Origin of the sequence: Cellulomonas sp. URHE0023 (assembly GCF_000688475.1) — a bacterium.
Taxonomy (GTDB): Bacteria; Actinomycetota; Actinomycetes; order Actinomycetales; family Cellulomonadaceae; genus Cellulomonas.
The window spans coordinates 342,598-364,036 of sequence record NZ_JIAN01000006.1 but is presented as its reverse complement, the minus strand read 5'-3'; the positions used below and the strand labels follow the sequence as shown (position 1 = coordinate 364,036).

The 21,439-nt window shown below is 70.4% G+C and carries 16 protein-coding genes; 7 read left to right on the top strand and 9 right to left on the bottom strand.

Annotated features, from left to right (window positions below; translation table 11 throughout):
• The first annotated feature begins 12 nt into the window (after window positions 1-12).
• Window positions 13-1,614 (top strand): hypothetical protein, encoded by a 1,602-nt coding sequence (locus N553_RS22285; protein WP_231505239.1) that lies wholly within the window; start codon window positions 13-15, stop codon window positions 1,612-1,614.
• Window positions 1,615-1,756: 142 nt separating this feature from the next.
• Entirely contained in the window at window positions 1,757-5,878 is a 4,122-nt protein-coding gene (locus tag N553_RS0110955; protein ID WP_028046553.1) for a bifunctional nitrate reductase/sulfite reductase flavoprotein subunit alpha, read from the top strand.
• A 46-nt stretch (window positions 5,879-5,924) separates the two neighbouring features.
• Here N553_RS0110955 and N553_RS0110950 read toward each other — a convergent pair whose 3' ends face one another.
• Entirely contained in the window at window positions 5,925-6,398 is a 474-nt protein-coding gene (locus tag N553_RS0110950) for a nitroreductase family deazaflavin-dependent oxidoreductase (RefSeq protein ID WP_028046552.1), read from the bottom strand.
• Between the two features lie 249 nt (window positions 6,399-6,647).
• Between N553_RS0110950 and N553_RS0110945 the strand changes: the two genes are divergently transcribed.
• Entirely contained in the window at window positions 6,648-7,211 is a 564-nt protein-coding gene (locus N553_RS0110945) for a YqgE/AlgH family protein (RefSeq protein ID WP_028046551.1), read from the top strand.
• A 100-nt stretch (window positions 7,212-7,311) separates the two neighbouring features.
• Here N553_RS0110945 and glnA read toward each other — a convergent pair whose 3' ends face one another.
• The gene (glnA, locus tag N553_RS0110940) at window positions 7,312-8,736 is read right to left on the bottom strand and encodes a type I glutamate--ammonia ligase (RefSeq protein WP_028046550.1); all 1,425 of its coding nucleotides are present in this window, start codon (window positions 8,734-8,736) and stop codon (window positions 7,312-7,314) included.
• A 204-nt stretch (window positions 8,737-8,940) separates the two neighbouring features.
• On the opposite strand from glnA, the gene N553_RS0110935 reads away from it, so the two are divergent.
• Entirely contained in the window at window positions 8,941-9,450 is a 510-nt protein-coding gene (locus N553_RS0110935; RefSeq protein ID WP_028046549.1) for an RDD family protein, read from the top strand.
• Between the two features lie 74 nt (window positions 9,451-9,524).
• Here the strand turns inward: N553_RS0110935 and N553_RS0110930 are convergent, their stop codons facing one another.
• Genes N553_RS0110930 through N553_RS22280 form a run of 4 tightly spaced genes read right to left on the bottom strand, consistent with a single transcriptional unit; the run spans window position 9,525 to window position 12,453 of the window.
• Window positions 9,525-10,232, bottom strand: a complete 708-nt coding sequence (locus N553_RS0110930) for a DUF4191 domain-containing protein (RefSeq protein WP_028046548.1) — start codon at window positions 10,230-10,232, stop codon at window positions 9,525-9,527.
• Window positions 10,233-10,271: 39 nt separating this feature from the next.
• The gene (gene lipA / locus N553_RS0110925; RefSeq protein ID WP_028046547.1) at window positions 10,272-11,273 is read right to left on the bottom strand and encodes a lipoyl synthase; all 1,002 of its coding nucleotides are present in this window, start codon (window positions 11,271-11,273) and stop codon (window positions 10,272-10,274) included.
• Between the two features lie 52 nt (window positions 11,274-11,325).
• Window positions 11,326-11,982 (bottom strand): lipoyl(octanoyl) transferase LipB, encoded by a 657-nt coding sequence (lipB, locus tag N553_RS0110920; RefSeq protein WP_028046546.1) that lies wholly within the window; start codon window positions 11,980-11,982, stop codon window positions 11,326-11,328.
• 9 nt (window positions 11,983-11,991) lie between these two features.
• Window positions 11,992-12,453 (bottom strand): MarR family winged helix-turn-helix transcriptional regulator, encoded by a 462-nt coding sequence (locus N553_RS22280; RefSeq protein WP_051640076.1) that lies wholly within the window; start codon window positions 12,451-12,453, stop codon window positions 11,992-11,994.
• A 50-nt stretch (window positions 12,454-12,503) separates the two neighbouring features.
• On the opposite strand from N553_RS22280, the gene N553_RS0110910 reads away from it, so the two are divergent.
• The 3 genes from N553_RS0110910 to N553_RS0110900 are packed head-to-tail and all read left to right on the top strand — an operon-like array spanning window position 12,504 to window position 17,061.
• Entirely contained in the window at window positions 12,504-14,753 is a 2,250-nt protein-coding gene (locus tag N553_RS0110910; protein WP_034621788.1) for an MMPL family transporter, read from the top strand.
• Window positions 14,754-14,758: 5 nt separating this feature from the next.
• Window positions 14,759-15,781 carry a Gfo/Idh/MocA family protein gene (locus N553_RS0110905; RefSeq protein ID WP_028046544.1) on the top strand — a complete coding sequence of 341 codons (1,023 nt, stop codon included), beginning with the start codon at window positions 14,759-14,761 and terminating at the stop codon, window positions 15,779-15,781.
• 50 nt (window positions 15,782-15,831) lie between these two features.
• Window positions 15,832-17,061, top strand: a complete 1,230-nt coding sequence (locus N553_RS0110900) for a hypothetical protein (protein ID WP_028046543.1) — start codon at window positions 15,832-15,834, stop codon at window positions 17,059-17,061.
• A gap of 4 nt (window positions 17,062-17,065) precedes the next feature.
• Here N553_RS0110900 and N553_RS0110895 read toward each other — a convergent pair whose 3' ends face one another.
• From N553_RS0110895 to lpdA, 3 genes are all read right to left on the bottom strand, one after another.
• Entirely contained in the window at window positions 17,066-17,956 is an 891-nt protein-coding gene (locus tag N553_RS0110895) for a TIGR01777 family oxidoreductase (RefSeq protein WP_028046542.1), read from the bottom strand.
• Between the two features lie 160 nt (window positions 17,957-18,116).
• Complete coding sequence (gene sucB / locus N553_RS0110885; RefSeq protein ID WP_028046541.1) at window positions 18,117-19,952, bottom strand: 2-oxoglutarate dehydrogenase, E2 component, dihydrolipoamide succinyltransferase; 1,836 nt, start codon at window positions 19,950-19,952, stop codon at window positions 18,117-18,119.
• A 30-nt stretch (window positions 19,953-19,982) separates the two neighbouring features.
• A complete protein-coding gene (gene lpdA, locus N553_RS0110880; RefSeq protein WP_028046540.1) occupies window positions 19,983-21,368 on the bottom strand; it encodes a dihydrolipoyl dehydrogenase in 1,386 nt (461 codons plus the stop codon).
• Between the last annotated feature and the right edge of the window lie 71 nt (window positions 21,369-21,439).

Here is a 21,439-nt window from a genome sequence, read left to right as displayed (position 1 = left end):
CGGGAGGGCCCCGTGGTCGAGAACAAGCCGACACCCCGCAAGCCGAGGACCACAACTGCCGCCAGCCGAGCGCCAGGCGCGACGCCGAAGCCTGCCGAGGCCGAGCCGACGCCGGAACCCGGACAGATGCCGCCCGACGAGGTCGTCCTGGGGGAACCGGCTGAGAGCGTCGCGAGCGACATCGCGGCCGATGAGAGGGCGGAGCCTGCGGTCGTCCTGGAAGAAGGACCGGACGGGCCGGACGAGAACGACACGGAACCCATCGTCGTCGGGGTCGCTGCGGAACCCGCCGACCTGAGGGCCCGCCTGGCGGCCCTCGAGGCCGAGAACGCCGCCCTGCGAGCGGCCACGGTCGCGTCCGCTGTGCCTCCGGCGGCCCGGCGCCGCAAGCCGGGGCGGACAACCGCGGCGGTCGTCCTCATCCTGCTCGGCGCCCTGCTGGCACCCGTCGCCGTGGTCGGCACGTGGGCCCGCAACCTGGTCGTCGACACCGATGCCTATGTGGCCACCGTGGGGCCGATAGCTGACGACCCGGGGGTTCAGGCGGCCGTCACCAACCGCGTCACCACCGCCGTGGTCGACGCGCTCAACGTCGACGAGCTCACGACCCAGGTGGGTGATGCGCTGACGACCCTGGACCTGCCGCCGCTCGTCTCGACCGGCATCCAGTCGCTCAAGGGACCGCTGCAGGATGCGGTGACAGGGTTCGTCCACAAGCAGGTCGACAAGATCGTCAGCTCCGACGCCTTCGCGACGACCTGGACCGAGGCCAACCGCACCGCGCACGAGCAGATCGTCGCCACGCTGCGCGGTGACGCGGACGCGCTCGGGCAGATCAGCGACAGCGGTCAGCTCGTGATCGACATCACGCCGATCATCGAGCAGGTCAAGGCGGCACTCGTCGACGCCGGCTTCGAGCTGGCGGGCAGGATCCCGACCGTCAAGGTGACGTTCCCGGTGGCGTCCAGCGCCGACTTCGTCCGCCTTCAGAACGCGTACAACCTCGTCGACATCGGCGGCCGCATGCTGCCGTGGATCTCGCTCCTGCTGCTCGCTGCCGGCGTCCTGGTCGCACAGCGGCGGTCGCGTGCCCTCGTCGTCGCGGGACTGTCGCTCGCCGGCGCCATGGCGTTGCTGGCGGTCGGTCTGGCGATCGGTCGATGGTTCTACACGAACTCGCTCCCACCGACCGTCCAGCGCCCGGACGTCGCCGTCACGATCTACGACCAGGTCGTCTCGCTGCTGCGGGTCGAGCTGCGCGTAGGGCTCGTGCTCGGCCTGATCGTCGCGATCATCGCGTTCCTCGCCGGTGGCACCGCTGCCGCGAGGTCGGTCCGCGAGACGTCCAGCCACGGAGCCGCGTGGGTGCGGGGCCTCGGTGACCGGCACGGCGTCGGGACCGGCGCGTTCGGCGTGTGGCTCTACGAGCAGCGGACCCTGATCCGCGTGGTGGTCATCGGCCTCGCGGTCCTCGTGCTGGTGCTCGCCGACGGCCTCACGGGGAAGGCCGTCTTCACGGTCGCCGTCGTCGCGCTCCTCGTCCTGGGCGTGATCACGCTGCTCGCGCGCCCGGGTCACGACGAGCTCGCCGCGGAGCCGGTCGCTTCGTCCTGACGTGGCCTGACCGGATCTCTCACAAGCGCGCCTGCGCACCTGTGCGTAGACGTTGACCTCGGCGCTACGGGATGGCGCTCTCGCGGCAATCCGTAGCGGGCATCGTCGGTGGGGTGAGACTCGTACCCGGAGCGGCTGGCTCGTGACCAGCCCAGCCACCACGACCGTCACGTCGTCCTGCTCGTACTGCGGGGTCGGCTGCGGAATGGTGCTCGAGATCGCCGTCGACCCGACGACCGGCAGGCGACGGGTGACCAAGGCCTCGGGCGACAAGGAGCACCCGACGAACCGTGGGCGGCTCTGCACCAAGGGCGCGACGAGCGCTGACATGCTGCAAGCCAGCGGGCGGCTGGAAAGGGCGATGGTCCGGCCCGAACGCGGGGCGCCCCTCGAGGCGCACCCGATGACGGACGCGATCCAGGAGGCGGCACGCCGGCTCCGCAGCGTGATCGACGAGCACGGGCCTGACGCGGTGGCGTTCTACGTCTCCGGGCAGATGTCGCTCGAGGCCCAGTACCTGTCGAACAAGCTGGCCAAGGGCTTCGTGCGGACCAACCAGATCGAGTCCAACTCGCGCCTGTGCATGGCGAGCGCGGCGACCGGCTACAAGCTCTCACTGGGTTCCGACGGGCCCCCTGGGTCCTACGACGACTTCGACCACGCTGACGTCTTCTTCGTCATCGGATCCAACATGGCCGACTGCCACCCGATCCTCTTCCTCCGGATGATGGACCGGGTCAAGGCGGGCGCGAAGCTCATCGTCGTGGACCCGCGCCGCACGGCAACAGCCGACAAGGCCGACCTGTTCCTGCAGGTGAAGCCCGGAACGGACCTGGCCCTGCTCAACGGGCTCCTCCACCTCCTCGTGGCCGAGGGCCAGATCGACGAGGACTTCATCGCGGAGGCCACCGAGGGGTGGGAGGCGATGCCGGAGTTCGTCGCCGACTACCCGCCGTCGCTCGTTGCCGAGCTGACGGGGCTCACGGAGGCTGACCTGCGCACGGCCGCTCGGTGGATCGGCGAGTCCGACAACTGGATGTCCTGCTGGACCATGGGCCTCAACCAGAGCACGCACGGCACCTGGAACACCAACGCGCTGGTCAACCTCCACCTCGCAACCGGCGCGATCTGCCGGCCAGGCAGCGGACCGTTCTCCCTGACCGGGCAGCCGAACGCGATGGGCGGCCGCGAGATGGGCTACATGGGTCCCGGTCTGCCGGGTCAGCGCAGCGTCGTCGAGCCGGACGACCGCGCGTTCGTCGAGACCGCCTGGGGGCTGCCCGAGGGCACCCTTCGCGCCGAGGTCGGCACCGGGACCATCGACATGTACCAGCGCATGGTCGACGGCTCGATCAAGGCGTGCTGGATCATCTGCACCAACCCCGTCGCGTCGGTGAGCAACCGGAGCACCGTGATCCAGGGCCTGGAGAGCTGTGACCTGGTGATCGCGCAGGACGCGTTCCTCGACACCGAGACCAACGCGTACGCCGACATCGTGCTGCCTGGCGCCCTGTGGGCGGAGTCGACGTACGTCACGATCAGCTCGGAACGGAACCTGACGCTCCTGCAGCAGGCCGCCGACCCCGTCGGTGACGCGATGCCGGACTGGCAGATCATCGCGGAGGTCGCCCGTGCCATGGGCTTTGTGGAGGCGTTCACCTACGCGTCCGCCGAGGAGGTCTTCGAGGAGATCACGCAGTTCTGGAACCCTCGGACCGGCTACGACCTGCGGGGCGTGAGCTACGAGCGGCTGGCGCGCGCATCCGTCCAGTGGCCCAGCCCGCCGCAGGACATGACGCGGCCCGCCGACGAGGGCCGCAGCCCGATCCGCTACCTCAACGACGGCAGGAGCCAGCGGCTGCTCGAGCGTCCGGACGGAACGCGGCCACGTCTCGCGTTCGCGACGGCGAGCGGCCGGGCGGTCTTCTTCCCGCGACCGCACATGGATGCCCGGGAGATGCCCGACGACGACTATCCGTTCGTGCTGAACACCGGCCGGCTGCAGCACCAGTGGCACACCCTCACGAAGACCGGCAAGGTCGACAAGCTGAACAGGCTGAACCCAGGGCCGTTCGTGGAGATCCACCCCGACGACGCCGCACGCCTCGCGATCGCCGACGGTGACTCCCTGGAGATCGCGTCGCGGCGAGGCCGTGCCGTGCTCCCCGCGTCCGTGTCCGACCGGGTCCGACCGGGCAACCTGTTCGCGCCCTTCCACTGGAACGACACGTACGGCGAGTACCTGGCCGTCAACGCGGTCACGAACGACGCCGTCGACCCGCTCTCCCTCCAGCCGGAGTTCAAGGTCTCCGCTGTCGCACTCACGCGGCTCGCGGCACGCGCGTCCGTCGAGCCGGCCGAGCAGCCTGCACCGTCGGTCGGCGAGCGTAGAGCGGCGGGTGAGGACACTGAATCATCGACCGGCGTCATCCTGACCGGGCTCGGCATGACTCCCAGCGGGCCACCGGACCTCACCCCCGACCAGGAGCGCTACCTGCAGGGCCTGCTGTGGGCGCGCGACCGGCTGCTCACGGGTGAGCCCGCGGTGCTGCCTGAGTCGGCGCCGTTCGACCGCAACGCTCGCGCGTGGATCAACGGGATGCTCGCCGGCTTCCACCGGACCCCGCGTCCGCAGCCGTGGTCCGCCTCTGTCGCGACGAAGCCCACGGTGTCGGTGCTCTGGGCGTCGCAGACGGGGAACGCCGAGGAGCACGCCGTCGAGCTCGCTGATCGCTTGCGCGGCATCGGGCTCGACGCCGTCCTCGTCGCCATGGACGACTACGACGTCGACCGCCTCCCGACCGACGGCCCGGTGCTCCTGGTCAGCAGCACGTTCGGGGACGGCGACTCCCCAGACAACGGTGAGGCTTTCTGGGCTGCCCTCTCAGCCGACGGCGCACCCCGTCTCGACGGTCTCCGGTACGCCGTTCTCGCGTTCGGGGACCCCAGCTATGACGACTTCTGCGGCCACGGTCGTCGACTGGACGTCCGGTTCGCCGAGCTCGGTGCTGAGCGGCTGGTCGATCGTGCGGACTGTGAACCAGGCGACGCCGCCCCTGCGCAGGCGTGGTTCGCGCGGGTCGCGGCGCTGCTCACGCCGGCGGTCCAGGCCGCCCCGGCGGTCGTGGCGGACCGGCCGACCGCGACCCGGTACTCACGGCACGTGCCGCTCGTGACGCGAGTGACGCGCAACGTCAGGCTCAGCGGCCCGGGTTCCACGAAGGACGTGCGCCAGTTCGGGATCGAGGTGGACGACGAGCTCTCCTACCGGGCGGGCGACGCGCTGAGCGTGCGCCCGACCAACAGCCCGGCCGCCGTCGACGCGTGGCTGTCCGCGACGGGGCTCGACGGTGAGACCGTGGTGGACCTGGCCGGGGTCGGCGCGCTGTCCCTTCGCGATGCGTGCACCCATCATCTCGAGATCGTCAACGTCACGCCGAACCTGCTGAAGTTCGTCAACGAGCACCACCCGGGGCGGCAGCTCTCGACGCTCCTGCGCTCGGGGAACAGGACCAGCCTGCAGCAATGGCTGTGGGGGAGACAGGCGGTCGACGTCCTGGCACAGTTCCCGGTCGGCGCTGACGTGTCCGAGTGGCTCGGCGTGCTGACGCGCCTCCAGCCCCGTCTCTACTCCATCTCGTCGAGCCCCCTGGTCGAGCCCACGCAGGTGCACCTGACCGTGTCGGCCGTGCGCTACGAGCACCAGGGTCAGGCCCGCCACGGCGTCTGCTCGACGTTCCTCGCGGACCACAGCGACACGGCCGACGTGCCCGTGTTCGTCCAGCCCAACAACCACTTCCGCCCACCGACCGACGCGGCAGCACCGATGATCATGGTCGGACCGGGAACCGGCATCGCACCGTTCCGCGGCTTCCTGCAGGAGCGCCAGGCGCTCGGGCACCACGGCAAGAACTGGCTGTTCTTCGGTGAGCGCAACTCCGACAAGGACTTCTACTACCAGGACGAGATGCAGGCCTGGCATGACGACGGCTTCCTCGACCACCTGACCCTGGCGTTCTCCCGTGACCAGCGGCAGAAGATCTACGTCCAGGACCGGCTGCGCGAGAACGGGTCGCGGGTCTGGGGCTGGTTGCAGGACGGTGGTCACTTCTACGTGTGCGGGGACGCGAGCCGTATGGCGAAGGACGTCGACCGTACGCTGCACGAGATCGCGAAGGCCCATGGCCACCTCTCGGACGACGACGCGACCGCGTACCTCAAGCAGCTGACCAAGGACAAGCGGTACGTGCGGGACGTGTACTGACGGCGACCCGCTCACGTCGACCGGCTGCGCTACCTTTCGGCTCCGGTCACCCCTCGGCCAGGCCCGCGGACCGCAGCCGCAGCACCGGGATGGGACGGTCGGTCTTCGACTCGTAGCCGGCGAAGCCGGGTACCAGGCTCGTGATCCGGTTCCACGCCTCGGCCCGCCCTGCGCCGACGAGCTGCTCCGGCACGACGCGGTGACGTACGCCTGATACCTCCACCTCGACAGCATCGGGGTGCGCCACAAGGTTGACGTACCACGCAGGGTGCTTCGCCTGGCCGCCAGCCGACGCGACGACGAGCCAGGCGCCGTCGCCGTCGTCGAACCGAGCCACCGGTGCGATCCGGCGCTCGCCCGACTTGGCCCCCACGGTCGAGATGTAGAGCAGGTCCATCCCGCCCATCTTGTCGCCGGCCCTGTGGTGCATGCGCAACCTGATCGGCAACGTGAGGCGCTGGATCAGGCGCGGGACGCTTCGTGCGCCTCGCGTGCCGGCTGGCAGCTTCTCGATCGACATGTGCGACCTCGTTCGTCGTTGGCCTCCAGCGTGCGCCGGACGTGGCACGTCGGCAATCCATGGTGCGCCTGTGTCCGGTGCGAGCAGGATCCTCGACCATCGGGGAGTGGCCGACCACCGGTACCCGTTCGACATGCGCACCAGAGATGGAGTCGTAGACGTTGAACGGCGCGGAGCGTCACGTCGCGGTTCACGCTGGCAGAACGGATGTCGAGGGCGCCTTTCGGCGCGCTCACCCATGATGGGAGTGTGAAGGAATTCACCACGCTCGTCGGGCACCTCCTCGTGGCGAAGCCGCGCCTCGGCGACCCGAACTTCCACCGCACCGTGATCCTGCTGCTCGACCACAGCCACGAGGGCGCGTTCGGCGTGGTGCTCAACCGACCGGTCGACGTCGAGGTCGACGCGGTCCTGCCCGCGTGGCAGCAGGCGGTCAACCCGCCGGCCGTCGTCTTCCAGGGCGGACCCGTGGGGCTCGACGGAGCGATCGGCGTGGTGACGTTCCCGGCGGGCGTCCCACTGCCCCCGAACGTCGACCTGCTCGTGGGCCCGTTCGGCCTCGTCGACCTCGACTCAGATCCAGCCGACCTGCGCGGTGCAGTCACGGGCGTGCGTGTCTTCGCAGGGCACTCGGGCTGGGGTGCCGGTCAGCTGGAGGACGAGCTCGAAGAGGGTGCGTGGTTCGTCGTGCCCGCGCTGCCGTCGGACGCCGTCACGCCCGACCCGGCGGTGCTCTGGCGGCGCGTTCTGCGCCGGCAGGGCGGTGAGCTGGCGATCGTGTCGACGTTCGCCGAGGACGCCCGGCTCAACTGAAGCTGGTCGCAGACGTGCAGCACCCCCGCCGCCACGAGGGCGACGGGGGTACCGTTTCTTCAGGTCACCGCCTCGCGGGAGCAGCCGCGAGGCGGGCCGATCACACGTCGTAGTAGAGCTCGAACTCGTGCGGGTGCGGCCGCAGACGGATCGGGTCCACCTCGGCGTTGCGCTTGTAGTCGATCCACGTCGAGATCAGGTCGGGCGTGAAGACGTTGCCCGCCGTGAGGAAGTCGTGGTCGGCCTCGAGCGAGTCGAGGACCTCACCGAGGGAGCCCGGAACCTGCTGGATGAGGGCGTGCTCCTCGGGGGGCAGCTCGTACAGGTCCTTGTCGACCGGCTCGGGCGGCTCGATGCGGTTCTGGATGCCGTCGATGCCGGCCATGAGCATGGCCGCGAACGCGAGGTACGGGTTGGCCGACGGGTCCGGCACGCGGAACTCGATGCGCTTGGCCTTCGGGTTGGAACCGGTGACCGGGATGCGGATGCACGCGGAGCGGTTGCGGGCCGAGTAGACCAGGTTGACGGGTGCCTCGAAGCCGGGGACCAGGCGGTGGTAGGAGTTCACCGTCGGGTTGGTGAACGCCAGGAGCGAGGGCGCGTGCTTGAGCAGGCCGCCGATGTACCAGCGCGCGACGTCGGAGAGGCCGCCGTAGCCCTTCTCGTCGAAGAACAGGGGCTCGCCGTTCTTCCACAGGGACTGGTGGACGTGCATGCCAGAGCCGTTGTCGCCGAACAGCGGCTTCGGCATGAAGGTCGCCGACTTGCCGTTGTTGTGCGCGACGTTCTTCACCACGTACTTGAACAGCATGACCTTGTCGCCGGAGATCGCCAGCTTGTCGAAGCGGTAATTGATCTCCTGCTGGCCGGCCGTGCCGACCTCGTGGTGCGCGCGCTCCACGCCGAGCCCGAGGGCGTCGAGCTGGAGGCTGATCTCGTCGCGGATGTCGGCGAAGCCGTCCACCGGCGGGACGGGGAAGTAGCCGCCCTTGTAGGGGATCTTGTGGCCGAGGTTGCCACCCTCCTCCTCGCGTCCGGTGTTCCAGGCCGCCTCGAACGAGTCGATCTTGTAGAACGACTCGTTCTGCGCCGTGCGGAAACGGACGTCGTCGAAGATGTAGAACTCGGCCTCGGGCGCGAAGAAGGCGGTGTCGGCGATGCCGGTCGACGCCAGGTACGCCTCGGCCTTCGCTGCGACCTGACGCGGGTCGCGGCTGTACGGCTCGTCGGTGTACGGGTCCACGATGTGCATGTTGATGTTCAGCGTCTTCTCGACCCGGAAGGGGTCGATGTAGGCCGAGGTGACGTCGGGGAGGAGCTTCATGTCCGACTCGTGGATCGCCTGGAAGCCGCGGATCGAGGACCCGTCGAACATCTGGCCCTCGGCGAAGAACGAGGCGTCCAGCGAGGCGGCGGGGACGTTGAAGTGCTGCATCGTGCCGGGCAGGTCACAGAACCGGACGTCGACGAACTTCACGTCCTCGCTCTTGATGAAGGCCAGGACTTCCTCTGGCTTGCTGAACATCCGCTGCTCCTCGGTCGGGGGTCCCATCAGGTCGGGCACACGCAGGCTACGAGGGTGCCGTTTCTCCGTCGTGTAGTGAATGTTTCGACAGCGTTACGGCGGACCGCCTCGTGTTACCAGGGCTGACACTAATCCGGTGCTGAGGGGTCCGGGGCGCGGCGCACCTGTGTGCCGGGGAGCGGTACCGGCCCGTACCCTGCACGGGTGGCAGATCGGCGAGACCTCAGCTCATGGCTCGAAGGCGAACCGGCCGGGCGTGACCCGGCCGGTGGTCGCGGGCACAGGCTGGGGCTGAGCCCGGAGGGCCCCGGTTCGCTCGGGCGGCTGGGTCGGCGGGTGGGGGCGCTCCTGATCGACTGGTTCGCCTGCCTGGCCATCTCGGCCGCGTTCTTCCCGGTGACTTCCCAGGGGTTCTACCTGACCCGGGGCAGCTCGTTGGCGACGCTCGGCGTCTTCGCGCTCGAGAACGTGCTCCTCGTCGGGTCGATCGGCAACACGCTGGGGCACCGGCTCATGGGTCTGCGGGTGCGCCGAGTCTTCGCTGCGCAGTCCGACGCCGCGAAGGATCCCGTGTGGGAGACGGCGGCGCCGGGCTTCCTGAGCGCTCTGACCCGAACGTTGCTGCTCTGCCTGGTCGTGCCGGCCGTGATCTGGGACGCCGACGGGCGGGGGCTGCACGACCGCGTGGCGGGGACGGCGATCGTCCGACGCTGAGCCTGCAGGGCTTACAGATGGTCCTGCGTGGCGTGGTTCCCGGAACGCGTCGTGAACCACGCCGTCGCGGCCGGTCAGCGGCCGCGTGTGCCCTTACGGTCCGGGCGTGCGCGATTCGGGTCGACGCCCTTCGGCATCGGGAGCTTCACGCCGCCGAGGGCGGTGAGCCGCTTGTTGACCTCGGCGACCTCCGCCTTGGTCAGCTTGTTGCGCAGCTTCTGGACGGACCGCGGGATCTTGCGCAGGGGGATCTGGCCCTCGCCGTCACCCATCTGCAGCAGGATGATGGGCGCTCCGCCGACGATGCGCGCGGTGCGCTTGCGCTCGGCCTCGAGCAGCTTGTTGATTCGGGGTGCGGGCCCCTCGCCGACGAGGACGACGCCGGGGCGTCCGACACCACGGAACACGAGGTCACGGGTCTTCGGGTCGAATGCCGCGGGCTCCTCAGGGAACGTCCATCCGCGCCGGATGCTGCGCAGGGCGGACAGCGTGGCGCCCGTCTGGCCCTCGATCTGCGCGAACGCGGCCTTCTCGACGCGACGCGACAGGACGAACATCGCAACGAGCGCGGCGAAGGGGATGCTCAGCAGCACCCAGAAGACGACCGACCCGAACAGCAGGCCAGCGCCCACCCCGAGAGCGATGATCACGACGATGATGCCCAGGAGGATCCAGGTGATCGCCGGATCCGACTTCCGGGTCATCTGGAAGACCTGCCACAGCTGGTGGTACCAGCGCTGCTTCTTGACGGGCGCTGCTGCGGTGGAGTTGTCGCGGGCCATGGGTCGAAAGTCTACCGACGCGAAACCATGGTCCTGACGTCAGCGTGCGAGCAGGCTCGCGGCTTCCTGGCGGGACGTCGTCGGCTCGCTGAGGTGGGCGAGGGCCTCGGGGATCGGTCGGCCGTAGCGACGCATCGCCTGGCCCCACAACCGTCCGGCGCGGTAGGACGAGCGGACCAGGGGGCCAGACATGACGCCGAGGAACCCGAGCTCCTCGGCCTTCGCGGACAGCTCCACGAACTCTTCGGGACGCACCCAGCGGTCGACCGGGTGGTGCCGCACGGAGGGGCGCAGGTACTGGGTGATCGTGATCAGGTCGCAACCGGCCTCGCGGAGCTGGGCGAGTGCTTCGACGACCTCGTCGGTGGTCTCACCCATGCCGAGGATCAGGTTCGACTTGGTGACCAGACCGGCCTCGTGCGCCCGCGTGATGACCGAGAGGGACCGGTCGTAGCGGAACCCGGGCCTGATCGTCTTGAAGATGCGTGGGACGGTCTCGAGGTTGTGCGCAAGGACCTCGGGCTGCGAGGAGAACACCTCGTCGAGCAGCTCGGGCGTCGCGTTGAAGTCGGGGATCAGCAGCTCGACGCCCGTCCCCGGGTTCACGGCGTGGATCTGCCGGACCGTCTCGGCGTAGAGCCAGGCAGCGCCGTCGGGCAGGTCGTCGCGGGCGACACCGGTCACGGTCGAGTACTTCAGGCCCATCGCCTGCACGGATGCGGCGACGCGGCGCGGCTCGTCGGCGTCGAAGGCAGCCGGCTTGCCCGTGTCGATCTGGCAGAAGTCGCACCGCCGGGTGCACTGGTCGCCGCCGATGAGGAACGTTGCCTCCCGGTCCTCCCAGCACTCGAAGATGTTGGGGCAGCCCGCCTCCTCGCAGACCGTGTTCAGGCCTTCGCGCTTCACGAGGCCCTTGAGCTCGGTGTACTCGGGCCCCATCGTGGCGCGTGTCCGGATCCACTCCGGCTTGCGCTCGATGGGGGTCGCGGAGTTGCGCGCCTCGATGCGGAGCATGCGTCGGCCATCGGCTGCGATCGTCACGCCGGTCAGACTAACCCGCGGCCGGCGCGTCGGCGGCCGGGGGAGTGCGACGTCACAGCGCCGGCACGGCGTCCAGGAGAGGTTCCAGCGTCTGCGCCAGGTGCCCGCGGACGATCGGCGTCACCTCTGCGATGGTGACGCGCCGTCGGGCCTCCGCGGACAGGGACGTCACGTCGGCGTCCGGGATGCCGCACGGCACGATCCGGTCGTAGACCGACAGGTTCGGCTCGCAGTTCAGCGCGAAGCCGTGCATGGTCACGCTGCGGGAGACGCGGACGCCGATGGCGGCGACCTTGCGCTCCCGCTGGGTCGCCGTCGCGGCGAACCAGACGCCGCTGCGCCCGTCGACGCGGATCGTCGTCAGGCCGAGGTCGGCGCACGTGCGGATGAGCGCCTCTTCCAGGGCGCGGACGTAGCGGACCACGTCGATGGGAGCGGCCAGCCGGACGATCGGGTACCCGACCAGCTGTCCCGGGCCGTGCCACGTGATGCGGCCCCCTCGGTCGACGTCCACTACCGGGGTCCCGTCGACCGGTCGGTCCGCCTTGGCGGTGCGCTTGCCCGCCGTGTAGACGTCCTCGTGCTCGCACAGCAGGACGACGTCCTCGCGCGATCCGTCCGCGACGGCCGCGTGGACGTCGCGCTGCAGCTGCCACGTCGGCTCGTAGGGGAGCAGGCGCGTGCCGAGGTCGAGCTCGTCGAACCGCATGCGGTCAGGCTAACCCGGTCCTGCGACATCCGGTCCCGGTCGCGCGACCAGTGCCAGGAGCCGACGAAGCTCGGAGACGTCCCTCTCCGACATGCCGCGGGTGACGAGCGCCTCGGCGGGTTCCCGCTCGGACGCGACGGCGAGAGCGGCGCGCCCCGCGTCCGTGATCGTCAGGACGAGGCGGCGGCGGTCCTGCTCGTGCGGGGTCCGCGTGACGTAGCCCGAGCGCTCCATGCGGGCGACGACCCGGCTGGTGGTCTGCTCGGTCACGCCGCACGCCGCGGCGAGCTCGCGCTGCGACAGCGGGCCGCCGGACAGGTGCACGAGAACGGGCAGGCTCGCGTGGTTCAGGTCCCAGGCGGCCAGGTGCGCGTTGAAGTCACGCTCCACCCGGCGAGCCGCTGCTGAGAGCAGCCGTCCGGACGGCCACTGCGCGGGGTCGAGCGAGGCAGGGTCCGGCTCCTGCTCCATCCGTGTGCCTCCATTTGCCGTTCGGAGGAATCGACCCCATGATACTCAGCATGCTGAGTAATCGCCGATCCACCGTCGTCCGTGCCCTGCTGGTCGGTGTCGCGCTGGTTGCCTGGCTCGCCATCGGGTCGCTCGGGGGCATGGCCCAGGGCAAGCTCTCGCAGGTCCAGACGAACGACGCGGCCGCATTTCTGCCCTCGTCGGCCGAGTCCACCCGGACCGCGGAGGAGAGCAAGGCCTTCGTCGACACGCCGACCCTACCTGCGCTGGTGGTCCTCGAACCCGCGGACGGCAGCGATGTCTCGCCCGAGCAGCTGGAAGCCGTGCAGAGCTGGGCGGCAGGTGTTCCCGACGAGGCTCTGCCGGCCGGCAACGAGGGCACCTGGTCGGACTACCTGGTCGGCGAGCCCGCGGTCGTCCCGTCCGAGGACGGTGAAGCGCTGCTGGTCGCCTTCTCACTCGATGCCGAGAAGGCCGAAGAGCTCCTGGCCGACGAGGCGGGTGTCACCGACTCCTTCGTGCTCGCGCTGCGGGCGTCGTTGGAGGAATCCCTCGGCGCCACGGCGACGTCCGCGGGCGAGCTCGGCCTCCACGCCTGGGTGACCGGTCCGGCGGGGTTCGTCGCTGACCTGGTCACCGCGTTCGGTGGCATCGACGGGGTCCTGCTCCTCGTCGCGCTCGGTGCCGTGCTGCTCATCCTGGTTCTCGTCTACCGCTCGCCCTTCCTGCCCTTCGTCGTCATCTTCACGGCGGTCTTCGCGCTCTGCCTGGCTGGTCTTGTCATCTACCACCTGGCCAAGAACGGGACGCTCGTGCTGAACGGGCAGTCGCAGGGCATCCTGTCGATCCTCGTCGTCGGCGCGTCCGTGGACTACGCGCTGCTGCTCGTGGCGCGGTACCGCGAGGAGCTCGGCCGGGTCGAGCACCCCGCGACCGCGATGCGGCGAGCCCTGCGGGCGTGCGTCGAGCCGATCACCGCCAGCGCCGGCACCGTGATCGCCGGCGTGCTGTGCCTGCTCCTGTCGGACCTCGGCTCGGTCCGGTCGCTGGGGCCGGTCGCGGCGATCGGTATCGCGTCGGCGCTGCTGGGCGCCCTGACGCTGCTCCCGGCCATCCTGCTCATCGGTGGCCGTCGGTCGCGCTTCCTGTTCTGGCCTCGTGCGCCCCGCCCGCACACGCCGACGACCGAGCACGACGCCGCCCTCGACCCGGCCGCCGGTCACGGCCTGTGGGCGCAGCTCGCGCGGTTCGTCGGGCGCAGGGCACGACTGGTGTGGATCGTCACCGCGCTCGCACTGTGCCTCGGAGCGGCGTTCCTTCCGACGTTCAAGGCATCCGGCACCAACCAGGTCGACCTGTTCCTCACGGACGTCGATGCCGTTGCCGGTGAGGAGGTGCTCGTCGAGCACTTCCCGGCCGGAGCGGTGCAGCCGGTCATCGTGATCGTCGACGAGGCCGACGCCGCGGCGGTCACCGAGGCGGCCGAGGGTGTCGACGGAGTGTCGTCGGTGGCGCCCTACACGGGTGCTCCGGGCGGGGCCCCGGATCCTGACGCCCCCGCGATCGTCGTGGACGGTCGCGTCCGTCTCGACGTGGTCACCGAGGCGTCGTCGGACTCGCAGGCGGCCGTTGCCGTGGTCGAGGACCTCCGCACGGTCGTGCATGCCGAGAGCCCGACCGCAGTGGTCGGCGGCGCAGCGGCAGAGACCCTGGACACGCAGGTTGCCAGCGAGCAGGACCTCCGGACGATCGTCCCCGTCGTCCTGCTGGTCATCGGCCTGATCCTCATGATGCTGCTGCGGTCGGTCGTCGCGGCCGCGCTCCTCCTCGCCGCCAACGTCCTGTCGTTCGCTGCCGCCCTCGGCGTCGCGGCCCTGGTGTTCAACCACATCCTCGACTTCCCGGGCGCCGACCCGGTGGTCCCGCTGTACGCGTTCGTGTTCCTGGTGGCGCTCGGGGTCGACTACTCGATCTTCCTGATGACACGTGTGCGCGAGGAGTCGGCCGCGGTCGGGACCCGTGCCGGCGTGATCCGAGCGCTGACCGTGACCGGAGGTGTGATCACGTCGGCGGGCGTGGTCCTGGCGACGACGTTCGCGGCCCTCGGCATCATCCCGCTGCTCTTCCTCGCCCAGATCGCGTTCATCGTCGCCTTCGGCGTTCTTCTCGACACGCTCGTCGTGCGCAGCCTTCTCGTCCCCGCTCTGGTGCACGACCTGGACCGGCGGACCTGGTGGCCCAGTGCGCTCTCGCGCCCGCAGTCCGCCCCTCGGGAGGTGTCGGTCGCCGACCTAGAGTGAGCACCATGAGCGCTCTGCGGGTAGGACTGGTCGGGTACGGCGGTGCAGGTCGGGGCATTCACGCCAGGCTGCTGCGTGAGGCAGGGCAGCAGGTGACCGTCGCCGTCACACGCAGCCGTGCCGCGCAGGTGGCGGACGACTGGCCCGGTGCGGCCGTGGAGCCGGACATCGAAGGTCTCTTGACCCATGCCGCGGACCTGGACCTCGTCGTCATCGCCAGCCCGACGGGCGAGCACGTCGCGCACACCCTTGCCGCGCTGGACGCGGGTCTGCACGTCATCGTCGACAAGCCCTTGGCCACCACGGCCGACGACGCGGAGATGCTGGCCTCACGTGGCGACGGTCGGCTGACCGTCTTCCACAACCGCCGCTGGGACACCGAGCAGGCGACGCTCCTGGCGCTGCTCGAGGCAGGAACGCTCGGGACCGTGCACCGGTTCGAGCGTCGCTGGGAGAGGTTCCGCCCCGTCCCGCAGGACCGTTGGAAGGAGAACGACCCGCTCGCCGGCGGCCTCCTTCTCGATCTCGGTGCACACCTCGTCGACTCGGCGACCCAGCTGTTCGGTCCCGTCGCCACGGTCTATGCCGAGCTGCACGCGCGCACGACCCCCGCGGTCGATGACGTGTTCCTCTCCCTGACCCATACGTCGGGAGTCGTCAGCCACCTCGAGGCAGGCGCGGTCGTCGGAGCGCCGGGACCGCGGACCCGGGTCCTCGGCGACGCCGGTGCGTACCTCGTGACGAGCTTCGAGGGTGAGCCGACCCCGTTCTCCGCCCTCGACGACGCCTACGAGGAGACGCGTCGACCCGGCGAGCCGACGCACGAGGGCTGGCTGGTGCGCGGCTCAGACCGCGCTCCGGTGCCCCGGGTCGGCCGTGGGCACAGCGACGTCTACCGCGCCGTCGCGGCCTGGGTCGTCGACGGTGGACCACCACCCGTCGACCCGTTCGACGCGGCTCGGACTGCGCGGGTGCTCGACGCGGCGAAGGTGTCTGCTGACGAGGGGCGCGTCGTTCGCATGCCCTGACCTGTGGACGACTGCCGACGCGTCCGTTGCCACCCCGCTTTGATGGCGGGATGGACGCGACGGTGGTGCCCGCAGAGATCGAGAGCTCGCTGGCCCGGCTCGGATTCCGTCCGACGTCGCTGCTCGGTCCCGGTCGTTGGCTCGCCGTCGCGCTCGACGGGACCGACCACCGGGTCGAGCTGCAGGTGATGGACGCGGATGTGCACGACGACACCCTCGTCGCGCGGGTCGCCCGCTTGCGCGGTGTGCGACACGAGCACCTGACCCGGCTCCTCGACGCCACCGAGCTCACGCCCGGTCGGATCGGGCTGCTGGTGGAGCACGTCGAAGGACTCTCGTTGGCTCAGATCCGCGCCGCGCGGGCACCCTTGTCCGACGGTGAGGCCGCAACCGTGGCGATCCCGGTCGCGAGCGCGCTCGGCACGCTGCACGACGCGCTCCTCGCGCACGGCGTCGTCGACCCCTCGACGATCCTGGTGCGCCCGGACGGCCGGCCCGTCCTGTGCGACCTGCGCGGCGCCGTCGCCGGTGCGAGCTCACCGCGCGAGGACCTGGAAGCCCTCGTGACCGCGGTGCTCGCCCAGCTGCCAGGAGACGACGTGCATCTCCTGGCTGGTGGCCTCGTGCTGCGCGACCTGCTCGTCGACGCCCTCCGGCAGCCGGCGATGGACGCAGCAGTGCTCGCCGACGTGTGCTTCCGGGCGGCGCATCCCGAGCCGGTCCAGCTTCCTGACGCGGGGTCGCTCGCCTCGTCGGCCCTCCTCTCGAGTGCGCGTCACACCCCACCGGCGGCGTCGCGGCGCTCCACAAGGCGTCGATTCCCTTCTGGCCTCGTCGCGCTGGCGTGCGTCGCGCTACTCGTGTCCGGGGTGGTGGGGTGGCGGCTCCTCGCGGCTCCTGAGCCCGCGACGAGCGCGCTGACCGACGCGGACGACCCGGTCGCGGCCGCGGTCGAGCTGAGCAGGCTCCGGGCCGCCGCTGTCGGTGACGCGAGCGCGGCGCGGCTCGCGGATGTCGAGGTTGTCGGCGGACCGGCACACCTCGCCGACTCCGCGCTCCTGGAGGCGGTCGACCCGGCTAGCAGCGACGGGCTGGCCGTGGACGTGCGAGACGCGCGGCTGGTCCAGGACGACGGCACGCGCGGGTCGACGACAGACGTCTCCGTCACGACGGTGATGACGACGGCGGTGCTCGTCGGAGCACCCCGGACGGTGGTGCTGGGGCTCCGATGGACCGACGCGGGCTGGCGCGTCTGGGACGTCACAGAGCCGGCAGGATGACCTGTCAGCCGCCTGCGGCGACCCAGCGGGCAGCTGTCCCGAGGTCGGGGTGCGTCGGGACGAAGCCGTCGGCGGCCAGCGCCCGGGGGAACGCTCGGTTGGATCCGAGCACCTCCGAGGAGAAGTCGCCCAGGACCGTACGAAGCGCGAACGCGGGAACGGGTACGACAGCCGGGCGGTGCAGCGCCTGAGCCAGTGCCTTCACGACATCGGCGTTGCGGTCGGACGCCGTGACCAGGTTGACCGGCCCGTGCATCTGTGACGTCAGCAGGTGCTCGATCGCCCGGACCTCGTCGGTGAGCGTGATCCACGGCCAGAACTGTCGACCGTTGCCGAAGCGACCGCCGACGCCCAGCCTGATCAGGGGAAGCAACCGTCCGAGCGCCCCGCCGTGCGAGCTGAGCACGACGCCCGTACGCAGGTGGACGACCCGGACGCCCGCCTCCTGGGCCGACGCCGTCGCTGCCTCCCACTGTCGCACGACGGTGGCGAAGAACGTGGTGCCGATCGGCTCGTCCTCGTCGAGCAGATCGTCGCCGCGGGATCCGTACGCCCCGATCCCGGACGCCTGAAGCAGTACGCGCGGACGCGCGTCGAGGGACGCGAGCGTGCGCGAGAGAAGCTTCGTGGTGTTGACCCGGGAGGAGACCACGAGCCGCTTGCGGGCCTGCGTCAGCGGGCGCGTCCCGGGGTTCACGCCGGCGAGGTTGATGACCGCATCGGCCCAGTCGAGCGCGGACGGAGCCAGCTCTCCGGCGTCAGGGTCCCAGCTGACCTCGTCGGGGCTGCGCGTCTCGCCGCGCACGAGCACCCTGACGTCGTGGCCGTCACGCCGCAGCTGAGGGACGAGCGTGCCACCGATGAACCCGTGCGAGCCCGCCACGACCACCTGCATGGCGCTCACCCTACGTTCGGGCTACGTCCGCGGCGCGACGAGCGTCGACGCAGCGGACGCCGAGCACGGTTCATCGACGGACCGCGGGTCTGACGGAGCGCGAACGGCCGCGGCCCGGTCCCACGAGGGGACCGGGCCGCGGCCGAGGTGACGCTGGACGTCAGAGGCCGACCTCGGACTCGAACGCGCCTTCCTCGAGGCGTGCCTTGAGCGCGCTGAGGTAGCGCGACGCGTCGGCTCCGTCGACCAGACGGTGGTCGTACGAGAGCGACAGGTAGCACATCGAGCGGATCGCGATGACCTCGGCGCCGTCCGCGTCCTGGATCACGACGGGGCGCTTGACGATCGCCCCGGTGCCCAGGATCGCCGACGTGCCGCCGGGAACGATCGGCGTGTCGATGATCGCGCCGCCCGAGCCGGTGTTGGTGACCGTGAACGTGGCACCGCTGAGCTCGTCAGGAGTGACCTTGTTCTGGCGCGTACGGCCGGCAAGGTCGACGATCTTGCGGGAGATACCGGCGAGGTTCAGGTCGCCGGCGTCGCGGATGACCGGGACGAGCAGACCACGCTCGGTGTCGACGGCGATGCCGACGTTCTCCTCGCCGTGGTAGGTGATCGTGTTGCCCTCGAGCACACCGTTGATCTTCGGGTAGGCCTTGAGGCCCTCGATCGCTGCGAGAACGAAGAACGGCAGGAACGTCAGGTTGACACCCTCGCGCGCCGAGAAGTCGGCCTTCGCCTTGGCCCGGAGGCGGGCGATCTTGGTGACGTCCACCTCGACGACCGTGGTCAGCTGCGCCTGCGAGTGCAGGGCGTCGACCATGCGCTCGGCGATGATCTGGCGCAGGCGGCTGGCCTTCTCGGTGGTTCCGCGCAACGGCGACACCGTCGCACCGGCCGACTTGGGGGCTGCGGCCGGCGCGGCCGCAGGAGCCGGCTTCGCGGCTGCCGCTGCCGCTGCCTGGGCAGCCTCTTCAGCCTTCGCGGCGGCGTCGAGCACGTCCTCCTTGCGGATGCGTCCGCCCACGCCGGTGCCTGTCAGGCTCCCGACATCGACGCCCTTCTCCGCGGCGAGCTTGCGGACGAGCGGCGTCAGGTAGCTTCCGGACGCCTGCGGCGCGGGAGCCGGCGTGGCCGGGACCGGGGCAGGCGTGGCCGGAACCGGAGCCGGTGTCGCGACAGTCGGCGCGGTGGGCTCCTGCTGTGCCGGCGATTCCTGCTCTGCAGGGGACTCCTGTGCCTGTGACGGCTCGGACGGCTCCGACGCGGCGGCCGGTTCGGCGGCAGCGGGTGCCGGCTCGGGGGCGGCGGCGGGCGCCGACGAGCCGGAGCCGATAACGGCCAGCACGGCGCCGACCTCGACGGTCTCGTCCTCCTGGACCAGGATCTGCTGCAGCGTGCCGGCGAACGGCGACGGGATCTCGGTGTCGACCTTGTCGGTCGAGATCTCGAGCAGCGGCTCGTCGACCTCGACCGTGTCCCCGACGCTCTTGAGCCAGCGCGTCACGGTGCCCTCGGTCACGGACTCACCCAGAGCGGGCAGCGTCACGTTCTCACCGGCGCCGCCACCGTCGGACGAACCCGCCGGTGCAGACGCGGGCTCCTCGTGCGCCTCGACGGACTCCACGGCGGGCGCGGCCTCGGCGGCCGACTCCTCGGGGGGTGCCTGCTCCGCGGGTGCCTCCTGCGCGGGGGACTCCTGCTCGGGTTCCGACGAGCCCTCGTCGGAACCCGAGCCCGACTCCGAGCTCGAGCCGGAGCCCGAGCCGATGACGGCGAGCGTGGCGCCGACCTCGACGGTCTCGTCCTCCTGGACCAGGATCTGCTCGAGGACGCCGGCGAACGGCGACGGGATCTCGGTGTCGACCTTGTCGGTGGAGATCTCGAGCAGCGGCTCGTCGACCTCCACCGTGTCGCCCACGTTCTTCAGCCAGCGAGTGACGGTGCCTTCGGTGACGGACTCACCAAGGGCGGGCAGCTGCACGTTGTCGGACATGACCGCTCGTGTCTCCTTCGAATCGTGTGGTCAGTTGTGGGCGTGCAGCGGCTTGCCGGCGAGCGCGAGGTGCGCTTCCCCGAGGGCCTCGTTCTGCGTCGGGTGCGCGTGCACGAGCGACGCGACGTCCTCCGGGTAGGCCTCCCAGTTCACGATGAGCTGGCCCTCCCCGATGAGCTCGCCCACGCGCGCACCGATCATGTGGATGCCCACGACCGGGCCGTCCTTCTGGCGCACGAGCTTGACGAACCCCTGCGTGCCGAGGATCTGGCTCTTCCCGTTGCCGCCCAGGTTGTACTCGAGCGACTCGATGTTCTCGGCGCCGTGCACCTCCTTGGCGCGTGCCTCCGTCAGACCCACAGAGGCGACCTCGGGGTCGGAGTACGTCACGCGCGGGATACCCGACTCGACGATCGTCGCGGGGTTCAGGCCCGCGATCTCCTCAGCCACGAAGATGCCCTGCGCGAACCCACGGTGGGCGAGCTGCAGGCCGGGAACGATGTCGCCGACGGCGTAGATGTTGCCGACGCCGGTGTGCAGACGGTCGTTCGTGATGACGAAGCCGCGGTCGAGCGTGATGCCCTGGTCCTCGTAGCCCAGACCCGAGGTGCGCGGCCCACGCCCGACGGCGACCAGCAGGAGGTCCGCCTCGAACGTCTTTCCGTCCTCGAGCGAGACCTTCACTCCGTTGTCGTCCTGGGTGACGCCGGCGAACCGGACGCCGAGGTTGAACTTGATCCCGCGCTTGCGGAACTGGCGCTCGAAGGCCTTGGACAGCGCCTCGTCCTCGTTGGCGACGAGGTGGGGGAGAGCCTCGATGATCGTGACGTCGGCCCCGAACGACTTCCAGACCGAGGCGAACTCCGAGCCGATGACGCCGCCGCCGAGCACGATCACCGACTTGGGCACCCAGTCCAGCTGGAGGGCCTGGTCGGACGTGATGACACGGCCGCCGATCTCGAGGCCGGGCAGCGTGCGGGCGTAGGAGCCGGTGCCGAGGACGATGTGCTCGCCGGTGATGCGCTGGCCGTTGACCTCGACGGTGTCCTTGGCGACGAGCGTGCCGTAGCCCTCGAACACGGCGATGTTGCGGGACTTCACGAGCCCCTGGAGCCCCTTGTACAGGCGGCTGATCACGGTCGCCTTGTACTCGTTGACGCCCGCCATGTCGATCTTCTCGAGCGTGGTGTGCACGCCGTAGTGCGCGCCCTCGCGGGCGTGGTCGGCCAGCTCGGCGGCATGCAGCAGCGCCTTGGTGGGGATGCAGCCCACGTGCAGGCAGGTGCCGCCGACCTTGTCGGCCTCGACAAGTGCGACGGACTTCCCGAGCTGGGCGGCACGGAGGGCAGCCGCGTAGCCGCCGCTTCCTCCGCCCAGGACGACGATGTCGAAAGCGGTGCCGGTGGTGTCGGCCACGTGCAGACTCCTCATACGCAGACGGGTGGTCTCGAGCTCGCCGACCATCTTGTCATCCCCGCAGGTCCGGA